General features: G+C 68.9%; 16 protein-coding genes. 6 read left to right on the forward strand and 10 right to left on the reverse strand.

Annotation, left to right across the window (positions count from 1 at the left end):
- Window positions 1-13 precede the first annotated feature (13 nt).
- Both mqnP and ACFQ4H_RS15645 read right to left on the reverse strand, forming a co-directional pair.
- Window positions 14-922, reverse strand: a complete 909-nt coding sequence (gene mqnP, locus ACFQ4H_RS15640; RefSeq protein WP_377571640.1) for a menaquinone biosynthesis prenyltransferase MqnP — start codon at window positions 920-922, stop codon at window positions 14-16.
- Window positions 922-2,382 (reverse strand): menaquinone biosynthesis decarboxylase, encoded by a 1,461-nt coding sequence (locus tag ACFQ4H_RS15645; RefSeq protein ID WP_377571641.1) that lies wholly within the window; start codon window positions 2,380-2,382, stop codon window positions 922-924. Before ACFQ4H_RS15645 ends, mqnP begins: the two co-directional genes overlap by 1 nt.
- Window positions 2,383-2,515: 133 nt before the next feature.
- On the opposite strand from ACFQ4H_RS15645, the gene ACFQ4H_RS15650 reads away from it, so the two are divergent.
- The gene (locus ACFQ4H_RS15650; protein WP_377571642.1) at window positions 2,516-4,051 is read left to right on the forward strand and encodes a hypothetical protein; all 1,536 of its coding nucleotides are present in this window, start codon (window positions 2,516-2,518) and stop codon (window positions 4,049-4,051) included.
- Window positions 4,052-4,129: 78 nt separating this feature from the next.
- Here ACFQ4H_RS15650 and ccsB read toward each other — a convergent pair whose 3' ends face one another.
- Genes ccsB through hemL form a run of 6 tightly spaced genes read right to left on the reverse strand, consistent with a single transcriptional unit; the run spans window position 4,130 to window position 10,313 of the window.
- Window positions 4,130-5,140 carry a c-type cytochrome biogenesis protein CcsB gene (gene ccsB / locus ACFQ4H_RS15655; protein WP_377571644.1) on the reverse strand — a complete coding sequence of 337 codons (1,011 nt, stop codon included), beginning with the start codon at window positions 5,138-5,140 and terminating at the stop codon, window positions 4,130-4,132.
- Complete coding sequence (gene resB / locus ACFQ4H_RS15660) at window positions 5,140-6,819, reverse strand: cytochrome c biogenesis protein ResB (protein ID WP_377571645.1); 1,680 nt, start codon at window positions 6,817-6,819, stop codon at window positions 5,140-5,142. Before resB ends, ccsB begins: the two co-directional genes overlap by 1 nt.
- On the reverse strand, window positions 6,819-7,691 hold the full coding sequence (locus ACFQ4H_RS15665; protein ID WP_377571646.1) for a cytochrome c biogenesis CcdA family protein: 873 nt from the start codon (window positions 7,689-7,691) through the stop codon (window positions 6,819-6,821). The genes resB and ACFQ4H_RS15665 overlap by 1 nt, the downstream gene beginning before the upstream one ends.
- Complete coding sequence (locus tag ACFQ4H_RS15670) at window positions 7,691-8,272, reverse strand: TlpA family protein disulfide reductase (protein ID WP_377571648.1); 582 nt, start codon at window positions 8,270-8,272, stop codon at window positions 7,691-7,693. The genes ACFQ4H_RS15665 and ACFQ4H_RS15670 overlap by 1 nt, the downstream gene beginning before the upstream one ends.
- A gap of 1 nt (window position 8,273) precedes the next feature.
- Complete coding sequence (locus ACFQ4H_RS15675; protein WP_377571649.1) at window positions 8,274-8,921, reverse strand: histidine phosphatase family protein; 648 nt, start codon at window positions 8,919-8,921, stop codon at window positions 8,274-8,276.
- A gap of 60 nt (window positions 8,922-8,981) precedes the next feature.
- On the reverse strand, window positions 8,982-10,313 hold the full coding sequence (gene hemL, locus ACFQ4H_RS15680) for a glutamate-1-semialdehyde 2,1-aminomutase (RefSeq protein ID WP_377571651.1): 1,332 nt from the start codon (window positions 10,311-10,313) through the stop codon (window positions 8,982-8,984).
- A 131-nt stretch (window positions 10,314-10,444) separates the two neighbouring features.
- On the opposite strand from hemL, the gene ACFQ4H_RS15685 reads away from it, so the two are divergent.
- On the forward strand, window positions 10,445-10,780 hold the full coding sequence (locus ACFQ4H_RS15685; protein ID WP_377571653.1) for an STAS domain-containing protein: 336 nt from the start codon (window positions 10,445-10,447) through the stop codon (window positions 10,778-10,780).
- A gap of 132 nt (window positions 10,781-10,912) precedes the next feature.
- Here the strand turns inward: ACFQ4H_RS15685 and ACFQ4H_RS15690 are convergent, their stop codons facing one another.
- Window positions 10,913-12,517, reverse strand: a complete 1,605-nt coding sequence (locus tag ACFQ4H_RS15690) for an ABC transporter permease (RefSeq protein WP_377571655.1) — start codon at window positions 12,515-12,517, stop codon at window positions 10,913-10,915.
- The gene (locus ACFQ4H_RS15695; RefSeq protein ID WP_377571657.1) at window positions 12,514-13,434 is read right to left on the reverse strand and encodes an ABC transporter ATP-binding protein; all 921 of its coding nucleotides are present in this window, start codon (window positions 13,432-13,434) and stop codon (window positions 12,514-12,516) included. The genes ACFQ4H_RS15690 and ACFQ4H_RS15695 overlap by 4 nt, the downstream gene beginning before the upstream one ends.
- Before the next feature lie 93 nt (window positions 13,435-13,527).
- Between ACFQ4H_RS15695 and ACFQ4H_RS15700 the strand changes: the two genes are divergently transcribed.
- From ACFQ4H_RS15700 to ACFQ4H_RS15715, 4 genes are all read left to right on the forward strand, one after another.
- On the forward strand, window positions 13,528-14,049 hold the full coding sequence (locus ACFQ4H_RS15700) for a GbsR/MarR family transcriptional regulator (RefSeq protein ID WP_377571659.1): 522 nt from the start codon (window positions 13,528-13,530) through the stop codon (window positions 14,047-14,049).
- 532 nt (window positions 14,050-14,581) lie between these two features.
- Window positions 14,582-15,592 (forward strand): helix-turn-helix domain-containing protein, encoded by a 1,011-nt coding sequence (locus ACFQ4H_RS15705; RefSeq protein WP_377571660.1) that lies wholly within the window; start codon window positions 14,582-14,584, stop codon window positions 15,590-15,592.
- 782 nt (window positions 15,593-16,374) lie between these two features.
- Window positions 16,375-17,562, forward strand: coding sequence for a helix-turn-helix domain-containing protein (locus ACFQ4H_RS15710; RefSeq protein WP_377571662.1), 1,188 nt, complete (start codon window positions 16,375-16,377; stop codon window positions 17,560-17,562).
- A gap of 247 nt (window positions 17,563-17,809) precedes the next feature.
- Window positions 17,810-17,959: a hypothetical protein gene (locus ACFQ4H_RS15715; protein ID WP_377571663.1), complete on the forward strand. Its 150-nt coding sequence runs from the start codon at window positions 17,810-17,812 to the stop codon at window positions 17,957-17,959.
- Window positions 17,960-18,070: the final 111 nt, after the last annotated feature.

The following is an 18,070-nucleotide window of genomic DNA, read 5'->3' on the forward strand; positions in this document are numbered from 1 at the left end:
GTTGCGAGCTGATCTAGATACCCAGACCGAGTCGCAGCACCAGGTCGAGCAGGGCGAAGACGAACAGCGCGATGCCGACGAACCCGTTGGCGGTGAAGAAGGCCCGGTTGACCCGGGAAAGATCGGTCGGGGTGACCACCACGTGCTGGTAGCCGAAGGCCACGGCGGTCAGCGCCAACCCGACCCACCACGGCCAGCCGTAGTCGACCAGTTGGCCGAACCAGACGAACAGCACGAACGTCACCACGTGTGCCACGGTCGAGGCGTGCAGGGCGAACCGCAGACCGTACCGGGCGGGGACGCTGCGTACCCCGATCCTCCGGTCGACCTCCGCGTCCTGACACGCGTAGATCAGGTCGAAGCCGCCGATCCACAGCCCCACCGCCGCCCCGAGCAGCCAGGCCGGGCCGGAGCCGGTCAACGTACCGGTCACCGCCAGCCAGGCACCGACCGGGCCGACCGCCTGCGCCACCGCCAGGATCGCGTGCGGCCAGTTGGTGAAGCGCTTGCCGTACGGGTAGAGCACCAGCGGCACCGTCGCCAGCGGGGCGAGCGCCAGGCAGAGCGGGTTGAGCAGCGCCGCCGCGCCGAGGAAGACCACCAGCGCGACGGCCGCGCCGGTCCAGGCGGTACGGACGCTCACCGCCCCGGTGACCAACTCCCGATTCACCGTACGCGGATTGCGCGCGTCGATCTCGCGGTCGATGATCCGGTTCGCCGCCATGGCGAAGGTACGCGCCCCGACCATGGCGACGGTGATGAGCAGCAGGTCGAACCAGCGCACCCGCCCGCCGTTCACCTGCATCGCGGTCAACGCCGACAGATAGGCGAACGGCAACGCGAACACCGAGTGTTCGATCATGACCAGGCGCAGGAACGCCTTCACCCGGCCGGGGCGTTGCCCTGGTTCGACGGCGACCATCAGATCCCGTACTCCTTCCAGCGCTTCTCCACCAGGCTGACGATCTCCGGCGACATCCTCATCTCCTCCGGCCAGCCCCGGGTGTAGCCCTCGGCGGGCAGTTTGCGGGTTGCGTCGATACCCGCCTTACCGCCCCAGAACTGCTGGTACGACGCGTGGTCCAGGTGGTCGACCGGCCCCTCGGTGACCATCAGGTCCCGGGCGTAGTCGACGTTCCCGAAGGCCCGGAACGCCACCTCGTTGTAGTCGTGCACGTCGCAGTCCTCGTCGACGATCACGATCAGCTTGGTCAGCGACATCATGTGCGCACCCCAGATCGCGTTCATCACCTTCTGCGCGTGCTTCGGGTAGCGCTTGCGGATCGACACGATCGCGCAGTTGTGGAACACGCCGGCCGCCGGCAGGTCGTAGTCGACGATGTCCGGGATCAGGAAGCGCAGCAGCGGCGCGAAGATCCGCTCGGTGGCCTTGCCCAGGCCGTGGTCCTCCTGGGGCGGCTGCGACGTGACGATCGAGTGGTAGACCGGGTTCCGCTGCATCGTCATGCACTCGACATGCAGCACCGGGAACGGCTCGACCGGGGTGTAGAAGCCGGTGTGGTCACCGAACGGCCCCTCCGGCAGCCGCTCCCCCGGCTCCAGGTAGCCCTCCAGCACGATCTGGGCGTTCGCCGGCACCTGGAGCGGCACGGTCAGGCAGTCGACCAGTTCGACCCGTTCACCACGCAGGAAGCCGGCGAACAGGTATTCGTCGATGTCACCGGGCAGCGGGGCGCTCGCGCTGTAGGACACCACCGGGTCACAGCCGATCGCGATCGCCACCGGCAGCCGCTGCCCCAGCCGTTCCGCGACGGCGTGGTGGGCGGTGGAGTTCTTGTGGATCTGCCAGTGCATGCCGAGCGTGTTGTGCGAGTGCTGTTGCAGCCGGTAGAGCCCCAGGTTGCGCTTGCCGCTCTCCGGGTGCTTGGTGTGGGTCAACCCGAAGTTGTGGAAGATCCCACCGTCCCCCGGCCAGACCTGGAGCCCGGGCAGCCGGTTCAGGTCCACGTCGCCGCCCCGGTAGACCACCTGCTGGCAGGGCGCGGTCTTGACCTTCTTCGGCGGCATCGACGTGAGCTGCTTGACCTTGCCGAGGCCGTCCATCATTCCGGACAGACCGACCGGCAGCTCCGGCTTGAGCATGTTGCCGATCCGCTCGCCGATCTCGTCGAGCGAGTCGACCCCGAGGGCCATCGCCGTACGACGCTCGGTGCCGAAGAGGTTGATCGCCACCGGCATCTCGCCCCGGGTGGGCCGTTCGAAGAGCAGCGCCGGGCCACCCGCGCGGACCGTCCGCGTCACGACTTCGCTGATCTCCAGCGTCGGGTCGACCGGCACGCTCACGCGCCGCAACTCACCCGCGCTCTCCAGCGTCGCGAGGAAGTCCTTGAGATCGGTGTACGGGAAGCCACGAGCCGCCATGCTGCCAGTCTCGCGCACCGGTCATCCGACGGTCGGAGCCGGGTCAGCCAAACGGACGGACGTCACCTGGCGGGCATCCGGTCGATACGGACATGCGCTTAAGATCATCATTACCCCTCATCGGAGGATAGTGATGAAATCAGACAACAGACGGCGTACCGCGACGCGACTCGGTGTCGCCGCGATCGCCGCATTTTCGCTCGGGGTGGCAGCCGCCCCGGCGTACGCTGACCCGTCCGACCCACCCTCGTTCAGCGGGTCCATGCGCGACTACCTGATCAGCACCGGCTCGACCGGCAAGACCGGAACCTTCGACACCTTCCGGTACCAGGCCACGAATCCGAAGGTGGTCTTCGACCTGACCGACATGACCGGTGTGGCCAAGGTGACCTTCCCCAGCGACTGCCAGGTCGCCGGCGGCAAGACCACCTGCCTGGTCGACAAGGTCGGCGAGCTGATCAGGTTCACGATGACCCCGGTGGCCGGCGCAAAGGCGGGTCAGAAGGGCACCATCGAATACACCACGTCCGCGGACAACGTGGCGGCGGAGACGTCTTCGGCGACCGTCACACTCACCGGCAGTGGCGTGGATCTGGTCGCCCTCGACCAGGTCGAGAGCAGGGACCCGGTCAAGCCGGGTACCGAGGTAGAGGTACCAATCACCTTCTACAACGCCGGTGACCGGACCTCCCCGGGCGTCGAACTTGGCATCTCCTTCACGCATGGGATGGTGCCCGAGCAGTACGAGAACTGCCGGTACGGGACGGACGAGGAAAACCCGGCACTCACGTTCGCCCGGTGCGTCCTCGAAGAGGAGATCCTGCCGGGCATCGAGTACGGCATCGAAGCGCCGTTCGAGGCCAGGCTGGGAGCCGATGCGGTCGGCATCGAACGGGCCGACTATGCAGTCTGGCCGATCGGTGAGGGCCCGGCGGTCAGCAACAAGGCGAAGCTGACGAAGGGCAACGGCCCCAGGCTGACCCTGAAGGCCAAGGGCAAGCATGCCGCCGCCCGGACGGCCAGGGACCTGGACCAGCAGGACAACTACGGTTACTACCACCTGCTGAACGTGCAGAACAGCCTGGACCTGGCCGCAGTCGGCGGCAACCTCTCGGGTGCGGTGGGTGACGTCGTCTCCCTCGATCTCGGCATGACCAACCGCGGTGCCGGGGCGCTGAAGGGCCGCGGCGAATTCCTGTTCGGCTTCATGGTGCCGACAGGGGCGACCGTCACCGAGGTGCCGGCTCACTGCCGGTCCATCACCAAGCAGGCCGATGGCGGCTGGCGGTGGGAGAACGGTCGACCGGGCACACCGGGGTACGCCTGTGCCCACCCGGATCCGATCCTGAAGCCAGGCGCGAGTCACCTGCTGACGTTCAAGTTGAAGATCACGTCCTTGACCGGTACGGCGGGTCAGGTAAGCGTCGGTGACCCCTCATTCGACCCGGAATTTGCCTGGAAGGACGACAACAACGCCAACAACGTCGCCGAGGTCACCGTCGGTGCGAACGGCGGTGGCGGCGGTGGTCTGCCGGTGACCGGCGCCAAGGCCGGCCTGCTGGCCGGTGGCGGTGCGGTACTGCTGGCAGCCGGCGTCGCGTTCTTCCTGATGACCCGGCGTCGGCGGCTCGTCCTCGTTGCCGGTGACGACGAAAAGCTCAGTGCCTGATGTAACGAGAAAACGAAGAATGGGTGGTCGCCGGTCTACCGGCGGCCACCCATCCCGTTTCGGGCTCGGATCAGCGGATCAGTCCGTGCCGGCGTACGAGTGCAGGCTGTCGCCCGCGAAGAAGTTCACGCCGAACAGGTTGACCAGCATGGTCAGGAAGCCGAGCAGGGCGATCCAGGTCGCCACCGAGCGCTTGACGCTCGGCGTGAGCCGGGCGTGCAGATAGCCGGCGTAGACCACCCAGGAGATGAAGGCCCAGGTCTCCTTCGGGTCCCAGCCCCAGTACCGGCCCCAGGCCGCCTCGGCCCAGACCGCACCGGCCATCACGGCGAAGGTCCAGATCGGGAACGAGAAGGTGTGCAGCCGGAACGTCAACCGCTCCAACTCGGCAGCCGCCGGTGCCCGCCGCCCGAGCGTGTACGGGAAGCTCCGCTTGCCCTGCTCGTAGCCGGAGCGGATCAGGTACATCGCGGCCGGTACGGCACCCAGCACGAAAATTCCGGAGGAGACCGTGATCGTCGAGATGTGGATGATGAACCAGTACGAGTTCAGCGCCGGGATCAGCGGCACCACCGGGGTGTAGAGGATCAGGCCGGCCACGCCGAGCAGCAGCACCATCGCCAGCGCGACGAACAGGCCCAGGTGCCGGACCGCCGGGCGGCGGAACAGCAGGAAGAGCCATACGGCCACCCCGACGAACGTGCCGGAGAGCACGAACTCGTACATGTTGCCCCACGGCATGCGGTCCGCGGCGATGCCGCGCGTAGTGATCACCGCAAGGTGGAGTACCGCCGCGACGACCGTGACGATGGCGGCGATCCGGCCGGCGATCGCCCCCCGACCGGGACGGTCCACCGGAGCTGCCGCGTCGGCCCTGTCCGGTGCGTCGTCGGCTCCGGCCGGCGTCGCCGCCCCGTCGGCGCCGTCGGCCCCGCCGGCACCGACGGTGACCAGTTCACGGGCCGGGCGTACGGCGGCCCGAGCGGCCACGCCACGGGTGCCGAAGGCGAACTCGGCGGCATGACAGATCATCGCGACGAGATACGCGAGAATCGCGACCACCAGAAGCTGGTCGGAGAGTGCGGCCATCAATCGGTCCCTTCATGCACCCGGACACCGCGTTCCACATCGGCGACGAGCTGTTGGAATTCCTCGCCGAAACCGGAGTAGTCGGTGCGCGGGAGCCCACCGGCCTCAATCAAGCTACTACCGCTCGTCGTGGAACCGCTGACGGGGGCCGAAATCGAGTCTTCCGCTGCGGTAGAAGTCGCGCCTCCACCGGCCGGCACCGGCGTCACCCGGAACCACACCCGCCGCCGTCGGCCCGTCAGCGACATCATCAGACCGCCGAGCAGCAGAACCGAACTCACCAGCACGATCATCTCGCCGGGGTCGTGCCGGATGGAGATCGTGACGTACTGCCGGGTGCCGAGGAACTCCACCGTCGTACCGTCGTCCAGCGTCCACTTCTCCCCCGGACGCAGCAGCTTGGAGTCACCGACCTGCTTGAGCTTGCCGGTACGCACCTGTCGCTGGTCGAGGCTGTAGACCGACCCCGGGATGCCCGCCTCCATGCCCAGGTTGCCCCGGTAGGCGATCAGCATCACCGCCGGCGAGCGTTCCGCCGGGTGCACCGAGCGGGTGAACGGGGGCTGCTCCGGCGCGGTCGGCAGGTAGAGCCCCTCGAACGCGACCTGTAGGTCGAGGTTCCGTTTGCCGGTGGCCGGGTCGATGTTCACGTCCGGGAACGGGGCGACGCCCTCGCTGGTCATCGCCCCGTCGATGTTGAGGAACGGCGCGACGCTGGTCTGCGACTGCCCGTACCGGTCGGTGTAGCGGATGATCGGGGCGTAGCCGTGCCCGAGCAGGTAGACGTTGGCACCGTCGAGTCGCAGCGGCGAGTTGACCGAGAACTTCTCGCTACGCGGCTGCCCGCCCCGCTCGTCGACGGTCACGGTCGCCTCGTACGACTCCGGCTGTCCGGTCTCCAGGAACGTCGCCTTGAAGTCGGTCAGTTCCAGGCAGAACGGAGGCAGGTCGCTGGCGTCCACCCGTGGCCCGAGGCCCGACTCGGCATGCTGCTGCAGGTTGTTGCAGAAGTTCGTGTCCCTGCCGGCGACCAGGAGGCGGTTGCCGTGCCAGCCGTACCAGGCCCCGTAGCCGACCCCGAGCAGGACGGCGACCAGCGAGAAGTGGAAGAGCAGGTTTCCCGTCTCCTTGATGTACCCCTTCTCGGCCGAGACCGTGTTGTCCCGTATCTCCACCCGCCACCGGCGCTTGCGCAGTACGGCGGCGATCGACTCTGCCGTGACCGCGTCGCCGGAGGCGGTGGCATCGTCGGCGACGGTCAGGACCGTGTGCTGGGGCAGCCGGTCCATCCGCTTCGGTGCCGCCGGTGGAGTGGACCGGATCGCCCGGAGATGGTCGCGCAACCGGGGCAGGATGCAACCGACCAGTGAGGTGAACAGCAGCAGGTAGATCGCGGAGAACCAGACCGACGAGAAGACGTCGAAGGCACCGATCCGGTCGAGCACCGGGGCGAGCTTCGGATTCTCCCGGAAGTAGGCGTTGACGCTCTCGATGTTGAGGTTGCGCTGTGGCAGCACCGACCCCGGGATCGCGGCGACGGCCAGCAGGAAGAGCAGAACCAGGGCGGTACGCATGCTGGTGAGCTGCCGCCACGAGTTGCGCAGCAGGGCCAGCAGCGGGTTCGGTCGCCGGGGTGGCACCTGCTTCGGCTCGGTCGCCCGGTCCGCGACGGATGTCATCAGATGCTCACCTCTCCGACGCCGAAGGTCGTCTGCAACCAGATGACGAAGTCCAGCCAGTCACCGGTGATGAGGGCGACCCCGATGACGATCAGCAGCGCTCCACCGGTACGGGTGACCCACCGGCTGTTGCGCCGAATCGCCTTGAACAGACCGAGCATCCGCTGGAAACCCAGCCCGAAGATCACGAACGGCAGCCCGAGACCGAGGCAGTACGCGACGGCCAGCACCACGGCCCGGTCGGTCTTGCCGCTGGCCGTGGCCATCCCGAGCACCGCGCCCAGGGTCGGACCGACACAGGGCAACCAGGAGAGCGCGAAGACCGCGCCGAAGACCGGCGCGCCGAGCAAACCCGCTGCCGGTAGCCGCTGGATCCGCAACTCCCGCTGTAGGCCGGGGACCAGTCCGAGGAAGGCCAGCCCCATCAGGATGATCAGTGCCCCGACGACGATCTCCAGAATCCGCTTGTGTTCGGAGAACACCCGGCCGAGGCCGGCGGCGAGGATCGCGGTGGTGGTGAAGACGACGGTGAACCCGGCGATGAACAGCAGCGTCCCGGCCAGCACCCGGCCCTTGACCGCCCGGGTGCCCCGGGTGGCGGTCGCCACCGCGACGCCCGCCGAGGTGGCCCCGGGGGTGCTGGGCGGGTTGGCAGGTGGCCCCTCCGCTGCTGATTCCGCTGAACGGCGGTCCTTCCTTGCACCGGCCGCGTCGAGATCGCTGCCGGCCAGTCCGGTGACGTACGACAGGTAACCGGGCACCAGCGGCAGGATGCACGGGGACAGGAAGCTGACCAGACCGGCCAGCATCGCGCCGCCGATCGCCAACAGCATCGGGCCGTTTCGGGCCAGTTCCTCGAAGGTGGCGCCCATCAGCGCGGACCGGCCTGCGGCGGTTGCTCGGCGGCGACCGTCCGGACGATCGGCTCCAGCATCTCCTGCCGTACGGCCTTACGGATCACCACCGCGATCCGGCCCTCCCGGTCGAGGACGATGGTCGCCGGGGTGAAGCTCGGCGGGATCGCGAAGTTGAGCGCCTGCCGGCTGGCCGGGTCGAAGATGCTCGGGTAGCTGACCCGGCCCCGCTCGAACGCGATGGCCTTGTCCCGCATGTCCTGGACGTTGATGCCGATGAACCGGACGCCCAGGTCCCTGGTCGCCTGGTAGGTCTTCTCCAGGTCGTCGGCCTCGGCGACGCAGGGCGGACACCAGGAGCCCCAGAAGTTGACCACTACGACGTTGCCCCGGTCCTGCGTGACGTCGTAGTGGCTGCCGTCGAGCAACTCACCGGCGATCTTCGGCGCGGGGGCCCGGTTGTCCGCCCCGCACTCGATCACCCCTTCCGGGGTGGTCTCGCACCTGTCCTCCCAGCCGCTGTCCGAGCAGGCGGCCAGCGCCACCACGGTGACGGCGGCCAGCAGCGTGCCGATCCAGGTGCGGGCAGGACGTCTCATGTCACGCTCCCTTGGCCGTCCGGGCGGTCGGCGAGGTGGCCACCAGGTGCGCGGCCGGCTCGGAGTAGCCGATTCCGACGATCCTGTCACCGTCGAAGTGGAACGAGGTAAGGCTGGCCAGGCCGCACTGCCGCCGACGCGGATCGTGCCAGAGCCGTTTGCGCTCGACGTGCCGGCGCAGGGTCCAGATCGGCAGCTGGTGCGAGACGCAGACCGCCTCCCGCCCCTCGGCCGCCTCCCGGGCCGCCTGTAGCGCACCGAACATCCGCTCGGCGATCGCCAGGTACGCCTCACCCCAGGACGGGGTGATCGGATCCCGCAGCACCCACCAGTTACGGGGGTCCCGGAACGATCCGTCCCCGGGCGACACCCGTTTGCCCTCGAACCAGTTGGCGCTCTCGATCAGCTGCTCGTCGACCGCGATCGGGAGGCTGAACTGCTCGGCGATCGGTTCGGCGGTCTGCTGGGCGCGTTCCAGCGGGCTGGCCACCACGTACGCGATGTCCCGGTCGGCCAGCGCCTGCGCCGCCGCCTTGGCCATCTGGACGCCCAGCTCCGACAACCGGAACCCGGGCAGCCGGCCGTACAGGATCTTGTCGGGGTTGTGCACCTCGCCGTGCCGCAGCACGTGCACCACGGTGTTGCTCATCGCGTCGGCCTCCCAATTGCGGCTGAGAGACCCGCCGGTACGCTCCCAGCAACCACCGAACTATCCTCCGTGACTCGCCGCTGCCGCCGCCGCTGCGGGCAGTGCCGCCGCGAACTGGTCCAGCGCGTCGTCGTCCAACGCCGTCGAGACGAACCACGACTCGAACGCACTCGGCGGCAGGTAGACCCCGCCGGCCAGCATCGCGTGGAAGAACGCCCGGAAGGCGGCCACATCCTGGGTACGCGCGCTGTCGTAGTCCCGTACGTCGGCGTCGGTGAAGAAGACGGAGAACATGCTGCCCGCGTACGACAGCCGGTGTGGCACACCGGCCGTGGTGAGCGCGTCGGCGACCAGCCGACCCATGGTGGCGGCGGTGGCGTCGAGCCGACGGTAGAGCGCGTCGTCGGCCAGCCGTAGGGTCGCCAACCCGGCGGCACAGGCCAACGGGTTCCCGGAGAGCGTGCCCGCCTGGTAGACCGGTCCGGCGGGGGCCAACCGGGCCATGACCTCGGTACGGCCACCGAACGCCGCCGCCGGCAGCCCACCGCCCATCACCTTGCCGAAGGTGTAGAGGTCGGCGTCGACCGGGTCGACCCCGGCCCAGCCACCCCGGGAGACCCGGAATCCGGTCATCACCTCGTCGAGGATGAGCAGTGCACCGTACTCGTGGGCGATGCTGGCCAACCGCTGGTTGAACCCGTCACGGGGAGCGACAACGCCCATGTTGCCCGCCGCCGCCTCGGTGATGATCGCGGCGATGTGCTCGCCCTCGGCGGCAAAGGCAGCCTCCACGGCGGCCACGTCGTTGTACGGCAGCACGATCGTCTCGCTGGCCGCGGCACCGGTGACTCCGGGCGAGTCCGGCAACCCGAAGGTGGCCACCCCGGAACCGGCGGCGGCCAGCAGCGCGTCGACGTGTCCGTGGTAGCAACCGGCGAACTTGACGATCTTCGACCGACCGGTGAAGCCACGGGCCAGCCGGATCGCCGACATGGTGGCCTCGGTGCCCGAGTTGACCAGTCGTACCTGCTCGACCGGGGTCCGGGCCACGATCTCCTCGGCGAGGGCCACCTCACCGGGGGTCGGGGTGCCGAAGCTGGTGCCGTCGGCGGCGGCTGCCTGGACGGCGGCGACCACCTCGGGGTGGGCGTGGCCGAGGACCAGCGGACCCCACGAGCAGACCAGGTCGACGTAGCGCCGGCCATCGGCGTCGAACAACCAGGGGCCGGCGCCACGCACCATGAACCGGGGCGTGCCACCGACTGCGCCGAAGGCGCGTACGGGAGAGTTGACCCCGCCCGGCACGATGGCGCGGGCGCGGTTGAACAGGGCTTCGGAGGCCGGCGCTGAGGCTGGGTAGCGGTCCCGGCCGGCAGAATGCGTAGTGGTCACGGTGCCGTCATTGTGTCAGCGTCGCTGGGCTGGGCGGCAGCGACCCCGGCCCGGGTTGCCCGGCTCACCCGCTCATGGACGCCGGACGCCTCGACAGGCCGGGGCGCATAGATCGCGATAGGCTGACACGTGTGGAACGCGCGGAGCTGACCATCACGGTGCAGCGAACCGCCGGTGAGGTGGTACTCAACCTCACCGGCGAGATCGACATGCTCACCGCGACCCGGCTGTCCAGCGTCGTCAACGAGGTGCTGGCCGAACCGCCGCCGCGCATCGTGCTGGACCTGACCGGGGTCACCTTCTGCGACTCGCAGGGTCTGGGCACCCTGGTCGTGCTGAGCCGCAAGGCGAGTCACGCCCAGAGCCTGCTGGTCCTGACCAACGTCGGCGCGTTCCTGCTCCGCGTACTCGACATCACCGGCCTGCGGTCGGCCCTGATGATCCGCAACGAGCAGTCCACCGGCTGACCCGCCGTCCGGCGGCGACCGCCGCCCGCATCGTGACCGATGAAGCCGGACCGGGGACGGCCCCGGTCCGGCTTCACTCAACCCGTCACGCCCAGGGACACCTGGCACGTCTCAGGTGCGCGTCGGCCCGTTTCAGGTCACCGGCACGTCGCGCCGCCGGAGGCCCGTCATGCCGAGTCCGGCCAGCAGTACGGCGAGTCCGGTCAACCAGGCCAGCGGGGTCACGGTCAACTCCCCGCCGGGGATCTTCGGAATGTGGGTGAACGGCGAGAGGTCCAGCGCCCACTGACTGAGCTGGAGAATCGCGCCCATCTGGCCGAGGAGCAGACAGATGCCGAGCACCGCCCAGCTCACCATGGCGAGCCTCGGCAGCAGACCGAACAACAGGACGGCGACGGCCGCCAGCACCCATACCGCAGGCAACTGCACCACGGCGGCGGCCAGCACCCGGGGCAGTTGTCCGCCGACGTCTCCGCTGGCCAGCCCGTACCCCAACCCGGCGGTCAACCCGGCGACGGTCAGTGCCACGGCTGGGCCGAGTGCGGCGAAGAGCAGATGGCTGGCGGTCCAGCGCAGCCGGCCGACCGCCCCGGCCAGCACCGGTTCGCTACGTAGCGCGGCCTCCTCGGTACGCATCCGCAGGGCGGCCTGGATGCCGTAGCCGGCGGCAGCCAGCGCGACCAGGCTCATCGTCCCCGAGACGTAGGCGTCGGTGACGGCGCTGACTCCGCCGAGCCGGACGAGGATGTCACCGACCTGCTGGCTGTCCCGTACCGCCGCGTCGATCGCGTCGGCGGCACTGCCCAGCACCGCGCCGAACACCGCCAGGCCGGCGGCCCAGCCGAACAGCAGACCACGGTGCAGTCGCCAGGCCAGGGCCAGCGGGCTGCCCAGGCTGGGCGCGGCGGTAGCCGGTCCGAGCCGGGGCGGCAGGATGCCGGCGGCGACGTCGCGGCGGGCCGACAGCAGGTACGCCGCGCCGACCAGTACGACCACCAGGCCGACAGCCGGGGTCAGGGCCCACCAGCGTTCATCGGCGTACGACCGGACGTGCTGCCCCCAGCCCAGCGGTGACAGCCAGCTCAGCCAGGACAGACCACCCTCCGTACCGCCAGCGTCACCAGCCATCCGCAGCACGTAGGCCATCCCGAGGACCGCCAGGCCGATGCCCCGGGCGGCACCCGCACCTTCGGTGAGCTGCGCGACCACCCCACCGACTGCGGCGAACACCCAGCCGGTCGTGGCCACCGCGAGCCCGAATGCGACGGATCCGCTGGCGGGCAGGCCCTGGCTGATCAGGCCGAGTGTGATGAGCCCGCCCAGCAGTACGTTGGCGGCGAAGGTGGCCAACAGCGCGGCGGTGAGTCCCGCCTGCCGGCCGAGGACGGTCGCGCCGAGCAGTTCCCGCCGGCCCGCCTCCTCCTCGGTACGGGTGTGCCGGAGGACGGTGAGCAGGCTGATCAACCCGGCGATCAGCATGATCATGTTCGACCGTTGTGCGGTGAGCGCGCCGAGGCTGGCGCCGTACGCCGGGCCGAGCAGGGAGACGATGGACGGGTTGTTGGCCATCCCGGTCGCGTACCCCTGTCGGGCCGCCTCGGTCGGGTACAGTTCCGCGATCGCCGACGAGTAGCTCATCGGCAGTACGGCCAGGACCAGGATCCAGAGCAGCAGCAGCCACCGGTCGCGGCGCAGGATCAGCCGGACGAGCTGGCCGCTGCCGACGGTCCCGGTCACCGTGCCACCGCCGCAGGCTGGCCGCCGTCGGCCGGCTGGACCTCGTAGTGGCGGAGGAACAGCTCCTCCAGGGTCGGCGGTTGGCTGACCAGTCCCCGTACGCCGATCGAGGTGAGGTGGCGCAGCGCGGCATCGAGCGCGCCGCCGTCCACGGCGAAGCGGACCCGGTTGCCGTCGATGCGTACGTCGTGCACGCCGGGCAGCCCGGCGAGGCCGTGCGGCGGGCCGGCGAGTTCGGCGTCGATCGCCGTACGGCGCAGGTGTCGCAGCTCGGTCAGGGTGCCGGTCTCGACGTCACGCCCGTCTCGCAGGATGGTGACCCGGTCGCACAACGCCTCCACCTCGGCCAGGATGTGGCTGCTCAGCAGCACGGTGCGGCCGTTGCGCCGCTCCTGCGCGATGAAGTTCTGGAAGACCTCCTCCATCAACGGGTCGAGACCCGACGTCGGCTCGTCCAGGATGAGCAACTCGACGTTGGAGGCCAGGGCGGCGATCAGGCCGACCTTCTGCCGGTTTCCCTTGGAGTAGGCCCGCCCCTTCTTACGCGGGTCGAGATCGAAGGCGTCCAGCAACTCCGCCTTGCGTTTCGGGTCGAGGCCGCCGCGTAACCGGCCGAGCAGGTCGATCACCTCTCCGCCGGAGAGGTTGGGCCAGAGTGTGACGTCACCGGGGACGTACGCGAGCCGCCGGTGCAGTGCGACGGCGTCCCGCCACGGGTCACCGCCGAGTAATCGCGCGTTGCCGCTGTCGGCCCGGAGCAGGCCGAGCAGCACCCGGATCGTGGTCGACTTCCCTGCGCCGTTGGGGCCGAGGAAGCCGTGCACTTCGCCCGTACGAACGGTGAGGTTGAGTCCGTCGAGTGCCCGGGTCTGCCCGAACGTCTTGATCAGCCCATCGACTTCAATGGAATTTTCCATACTTCGGAAGCTACGCTTGTTTCACGAATTTGTGAAGCAAGTGAATCTGCGAAGATCCGGTCAGCCGGAGACCGACCCGAGGGAGACACAGGCATGTCTGATCCGAGCCCACCGCGCCGCGACGACGAGGCCGTCGACCGGTTCGTCGAACGGATCGCCATGCTCTTCGCCGACTGGGGTTTTCCGCGGATGGCCGCGCGGGTGCTCTTCGTCGTGATGTCCGCCGACGAAGACGCGTTGACCGCCGCCGAGATCGGTGAACGCCTGGGGGTCAGCCCCGCAGCGATCTCCGGTGCGGTGCGCTACCTCACCCACCGTGGGCTGCTGGTCCGCGAGCCGGTACCGCGCTCCCGTCGGGACCACTACCGGATGCCCGACAATCCCTGGTTCGAGGCCGCCGTCGTCAAGCGGTCGACGCTCAAGGTGATGGCTGATCTGGCCAGCGACGGGGCCCAGGCAGTCGGCGGTGACACGACACCCTCAGGGCAACGGCTCGCCGAGATGCGGGACTACCTGATCTTTGCCCAGGACGAGGTCGACTCGATCAACGAGCGGTGGCGGGCATATCGGGCCACTGGCCAGCACGCTCCGACCGACCGGTCGAAGGAGAGTTGACGCCGCCACCCGGCAGGGCAGTGGTGCCGGGCGAACCAGGCGACGAGGACCACCCACACGTCAGCCTGTCGAGTTGGGCGCACAAACGGGGCACCCCCAGGTGGGCCCTAGCCCCGGCCGACAACTGGGCGGCGACGCGTTACGCCGCCCGCCGAGGGCACAGCCGTACCGGACGTCGGTGACTGCGGACTGCCTGGGCCACACCAACAATCCACGCAGCATGACGGGACACCTGTACCGCATTTCGGCGACCATGCGCAGTATCGACCACCCGAATCTGCACAGTCTGCCGAAGACGCAAAAGGCAGATCAGATTCATGTGCGACCGATCAGGGTCAACAATGTCGACCACGTACGACTTGCAGCATCCGCACAACCCATTTGCAGGGCATGGATACGAAGAGGGGCCGGAGTGCAGTCCGGCCCCTCTTCGTGCGGTGTCAGGCTAGCAGCCTGTGCCCCCCCGGACGTACTGTCCGGAGTGGCACCAGGGCCGTGCAGGGCGCTGGGCCGCTTCGTGCAGGAGGACGCCATGCCAGCGCGCACCCAGACCATTGTTGATCCCAGATGGAAATCCACCCTCGCCCGACTTCGGCACGAGCAAGGGCTTTCGCTACGCGAACTGGCCCGACAGGTGCACTACAGCAAGAGTCATCTGTGCGACCTGGAAAAGGGGCGTATCCAGCCCACAATCGAAGCGGCTGAGGCGCTCGACGCGGCACTTCAGGCAAACGGCACGCTGACTGCGCTCGTCGTCGACACCGCGCTCTTCACCACCCCGGACGATGATCAGCGGATCGCGCATGCGATCTCGAACCCAGCCCGACTGGATGCCCAAACAGTGACCCTGCTCGCGGACATCCTGGCGGCGCAACGGCGGCTGGATGACGCCGTGCCCGTGGCGATGCTGCTGCCCTGGGCAGTCCCACAGTGGCGGACAGTGCAAGACCTCGCGGAATCCGCCCGGGGGCCGCACGCACCGGCAATCCGGGCTGTCGCTGCGGAGTCCACCCAGTTCGTAGGATGGCTGTATGCCGAGGGGCAGCGGCATACTGACGCGGTGCGGATGCTGGTTGACGCGGCGAGCCAGGCTGACGCAGTCGACTGTGGCATCCTGGCCGCGCAAGCGGCCAACTTCCGAGGCTACGTGGAGCGGCAACGGGGCAATCCACGCGGGATCGTGAGTCACTTCCTGACCGCATACCACACGCCGGGGGCCACACCGCTCCAACGCGTAGGAGACGCGGCGCAGGCCGCCCACGGGTATGCACTCCTGGGCGACCGCGCAGCCGCGCACCGGCTGCTGGGCGACGCCAGCGACCTCACCACCACGGCGGCCGACACCACGCCGCCATCGACCGCATACTGGCTGAGCGCCACCTTCGGCCGGATGAATCTGGGGCTCGCGTACCTAGGGCTCGGCGACAGGACAGCGGCGGCGGACAATCTCCGGGCCGGCTTGAGCGGGCTGCCTGCGGACCAACGCGATGCGGAATGGACTGCTGAGTACCGAGCGGCGCTCACCATCACCGGGGCTGACTGACGTCCGGAGGTTTCCGGACAGGTACCGGACACCATCCACTTTTGCACCGCGTAACAGCGTCAGCACCATCGCATTACGGGCGCGGCGCTACCCCTCTCAACCACCACACCAGCGGCGGCGCGCCCACCCAGACCGGCGCGGCGGTCACGGGAGAAACCCGACCGCCGCACCCCCGAAACCTGGAGGTGCGGAATGGTCAAGTGGTGGCAGCCCAAGTACGACGAGGTGGTGGCAGCCCAAGTACGACGAGACAGAGGAACCCTCCGAGTTGCCCGGCCCGAACCCGGCTCTGCGGAGACATGCGGTGAGCCGGCGCAGCACCGGCTACCAGGGGCGGCACCGGCCAGAGAACATCCGGCCCGCCAACCCACACCACCGTACCGAACCACGGCCGATCGGCCAGCAGCCCCGGCCCATGTGGGACCAACCCACCGCCCTCATCGGCCAAGTCCTCACGCACGCGCAACGGATACGACTGCATTTTGGCGACATGTGTAGCATTGGCCACCCCGAATCAGCACACTCTGCCAGAGAATACAAATGGCAGATCAGGATCATGTGCGACCAATTGGGGCCAGCAATGTTGACCCACGTGCAACTTGCAGCATCCACATAAGGCATTCGCGGGGCACGGATACGCGAAACGGGGCCGGTAGGCAGTCCGGCCCCGTTGAAACGCGCGCGTCGACAGCGTAGCAGCGAAACCGTCCACGACGTACCGTCGCATACAGCGACCGATCCCAGGCAGGGGACCGGCCCAACCTCCAGGCAGGGAGGGCACCATGGCGGCCTACATAGGACTGCGCATTGCCCGCTGGCGGGATGCCGCTGGCATGACACAGCAAGAACTGGCCGACCGAATCGGCAAGAGTCGCGAGTACGTGTCGATGATCGAAAACGGAAAGCGGCCAATCACCAAGCGAAGTTTGCTATTTGCGTTCGCGTCTGCGCTGCGTGTCAGCCCAACTGATCTCACCGGACAGCCCGAGCCGCCACGATCAGCCGATGACCTCGCCATCTACAACGCCATCCCCGCGATACGGGGCGCGCTCGACGACGACCCCGAAGACGTCAACCCGCTCGTTCTAGCCACCCTCGCCGCCGACGTCGACCGCGCGATGGCCGCCCGCATGGCCTGCGACTATCAGGCCCTAGCCGCACTCCTCCCGCGACTGGTCGCCGACACCCGACGTCTCGCCCACAGCAGCGACGGCCCCGCTGGGCCAGCCTTGTTCGTACGTGCCGCCCTGACTGCCGCACTGGCGATCAAGCCCCTGGGCTATCTCGACCTGTCCGCCCGGCTCGCTGAGCGCGCCCAGCTCGCCGCCGGCATACTCGGTCAGCCGGTCGAAACAGCAGTCGCCCAGTTCGCCCTGGCGCAGACCGCCCTGTCCAGCGGTACCCCCGGCGGCCGGCGGCGGTCGCTGGCCACCGCCCAGGCCGCTGCCGACCAGCTCGGCGACGTAGGCGACGATTCCACTCTCACCTGGTACGGGATGCTGCATCTCCATGCGGCTCTGTCTGCCGCATCACTCGGTGAGGGCGACCGCGCCCACGAGCACATTACTGAAGCAGAGGCTGCCGCCGTGCGTGCCGGCTCGGACCCATGGCGAATGGAGTTCAGCGTGGCGAACGTCGGTATCTGGCGGGTCGGTGTCGCCGTCGAGAACGGTGAGCCCGAGCGAGCACCAGAGTACGCCCGGAGGGTCGACCGATCGCAGGTCCGAACGGCGAACCGTATGGCGCGGCTGCACATCGACACCGGGCGAGGCTGGTATGCGGCCGGCGATCAGGCCGCCGCCGTACGGCAGTTCCTTGCGGCTGACGACGTAAGCCAGTCGGAGCTGCGTAACCGCCCCAGCGTGCGGGAGCTGGTCGGGCAGATGGTGCGAGACGCCCGCCGCCGGGGATCCGCCGAGTTGCAGGAGTTGGCCGTGCGGGTCGGTGTCGATCCCCTGGATCCGACGTAACAGCGTGTTACGCCCCAAGGGCTGATACCGACCTAGCGTCGCCGTAACAGCACGTCATTACCCGATCACCAATCGGGCGGTGGGCTTGCTGTGGCGCGGCGCTGCATCCCTCTCGGTCACCACACCAGCGGCACCGCGCCTACCCAGACCGGGCGCGGCGACCTCCCCCGATACCGCTGCGCCTCACCGGGTGCGGCGGTCACGGGAGGGACCTGACCGCCGCACCCCCAAAACCTGGAGGTGCGGAATGGTCAAGTGGTGGCAGCCCAAGTACAACGAGACAGAGGAACCCCCCGAGCCGCCGCCAACCCCGCCGATCCCGAGGCCGCTACCGGCCACCAACAACGAGGACCAGGAGCCGCCCGGCCCGACCCGGCTCTGCGGAGACATGCGGTGAGCCGGCGCAGCACCAACTACCAGGGGCGGCACCGGCCAGAGAGCATCCGACCCGCCAACCCACGCCACCGTGCCGAACCACGCCCGACCGGCCAGCACCCCCGGCCCGCAT

Source organism: Micromonospora sonneratiae, assembly GCF_042679305.1.
Taxonomy (GTDB): domain Bacteria; phylum Actinomycetota; class Actinomycetes; order Mycobacteriales; family Micromonosporaceae; genus Micromonospora_H; species Micromonospora_H sonneratiae.

Coding starts and splice junctions, on each gene's coding strand:
- ACFQ4H_RS15715 (WP_377571663.1), top strand. CDS start 17,810: ATGGTCAAGTGGTGGCAGCCCAAGTACAACGAGACAGAGGAACCCCCC.
- ACFQ4H_RS15710 (WP_377571662.1), top strand. CDS start 16,375: ATGGCGGCCTACATAGGACTGCGCATTGCCCGCTGGCGGGATGCCGCT.
- ACFQ4H_RS15675 (WP_377571649.1), bottom strand. CDS start 8,921: ATGAGCAACACCGTGGTGCACGTGCTGCGGCACGGCGAGGTGCACAAC.
- ccsB (WP_377571644.1), bottom strand. CDS start 5,140: ATGGCCGCACTCTCCGACCAGCTTCTGGTGGTCGCGATTCTCGCGTAT.
- ACFQ4H_RS15665 (WP_377571646.1), bottom strand. CDS start 7,691: ATGGGCGCCACCTTCGAGGAACTGGCCCGAAACGGCCCGATGCTGTTG.
- ACFQ4H_RS15670 (WP_377571648.1), bottom strand. CDS start 8,272: ATGAGACGTCCTGCCCGCACCTGGATCGGCACGCTGCTGGCCGCCGTC.
- ACFQ4H_RS15650 (WP_377571642.1), top strand. CDS start 2,516: ATGAAATCAGACAACAGACGGCGTACCGCGACGCGACTCGGTGTCGCC.
- resB (WP_377571645.1), bottom strand. CDS start 6,819: ATGACATCCGTCGCGGACCGGGCGACCGAGCCGAAGCAGGTGCCACCC.
- ACFQ4H_RS15695 (WP_377571657.1), bottom strand. CDS start 13,434: ATGGAAAATTCCATTGAAGTCGATGGGCTGATCAAGACGTTCGGGCAG.
- ACFQ4H_RS15700 (WP_377571659.1), top strand. CDS start 13,528: ATGTCTGATCCGAGCCCACCGCGCCGCGACGACGAGGCCGTCGACCGG.
- ACFQ4H_RS15645 (WP_377571641.1), bottom strand. CDS start 2,382: ATGGCGGCTCGTGGCTTCCCGTACACCGATCTCAAGGACTTCCTCGCG.
- ACFQ4H_RS15705 (WP_377571660.1), top strand. CDS start 14,582: ATGCCAGCGCGCACCCAGACCATTGTTGATCCCAGATGGAAATCCACC.
- mqnP (WP_377571640.1), bottom strand. CDS start 922: ATGGTCGCCGTCGAACCAGGGCAACGCCCCGGCCGGGTGAAGGCGTTC.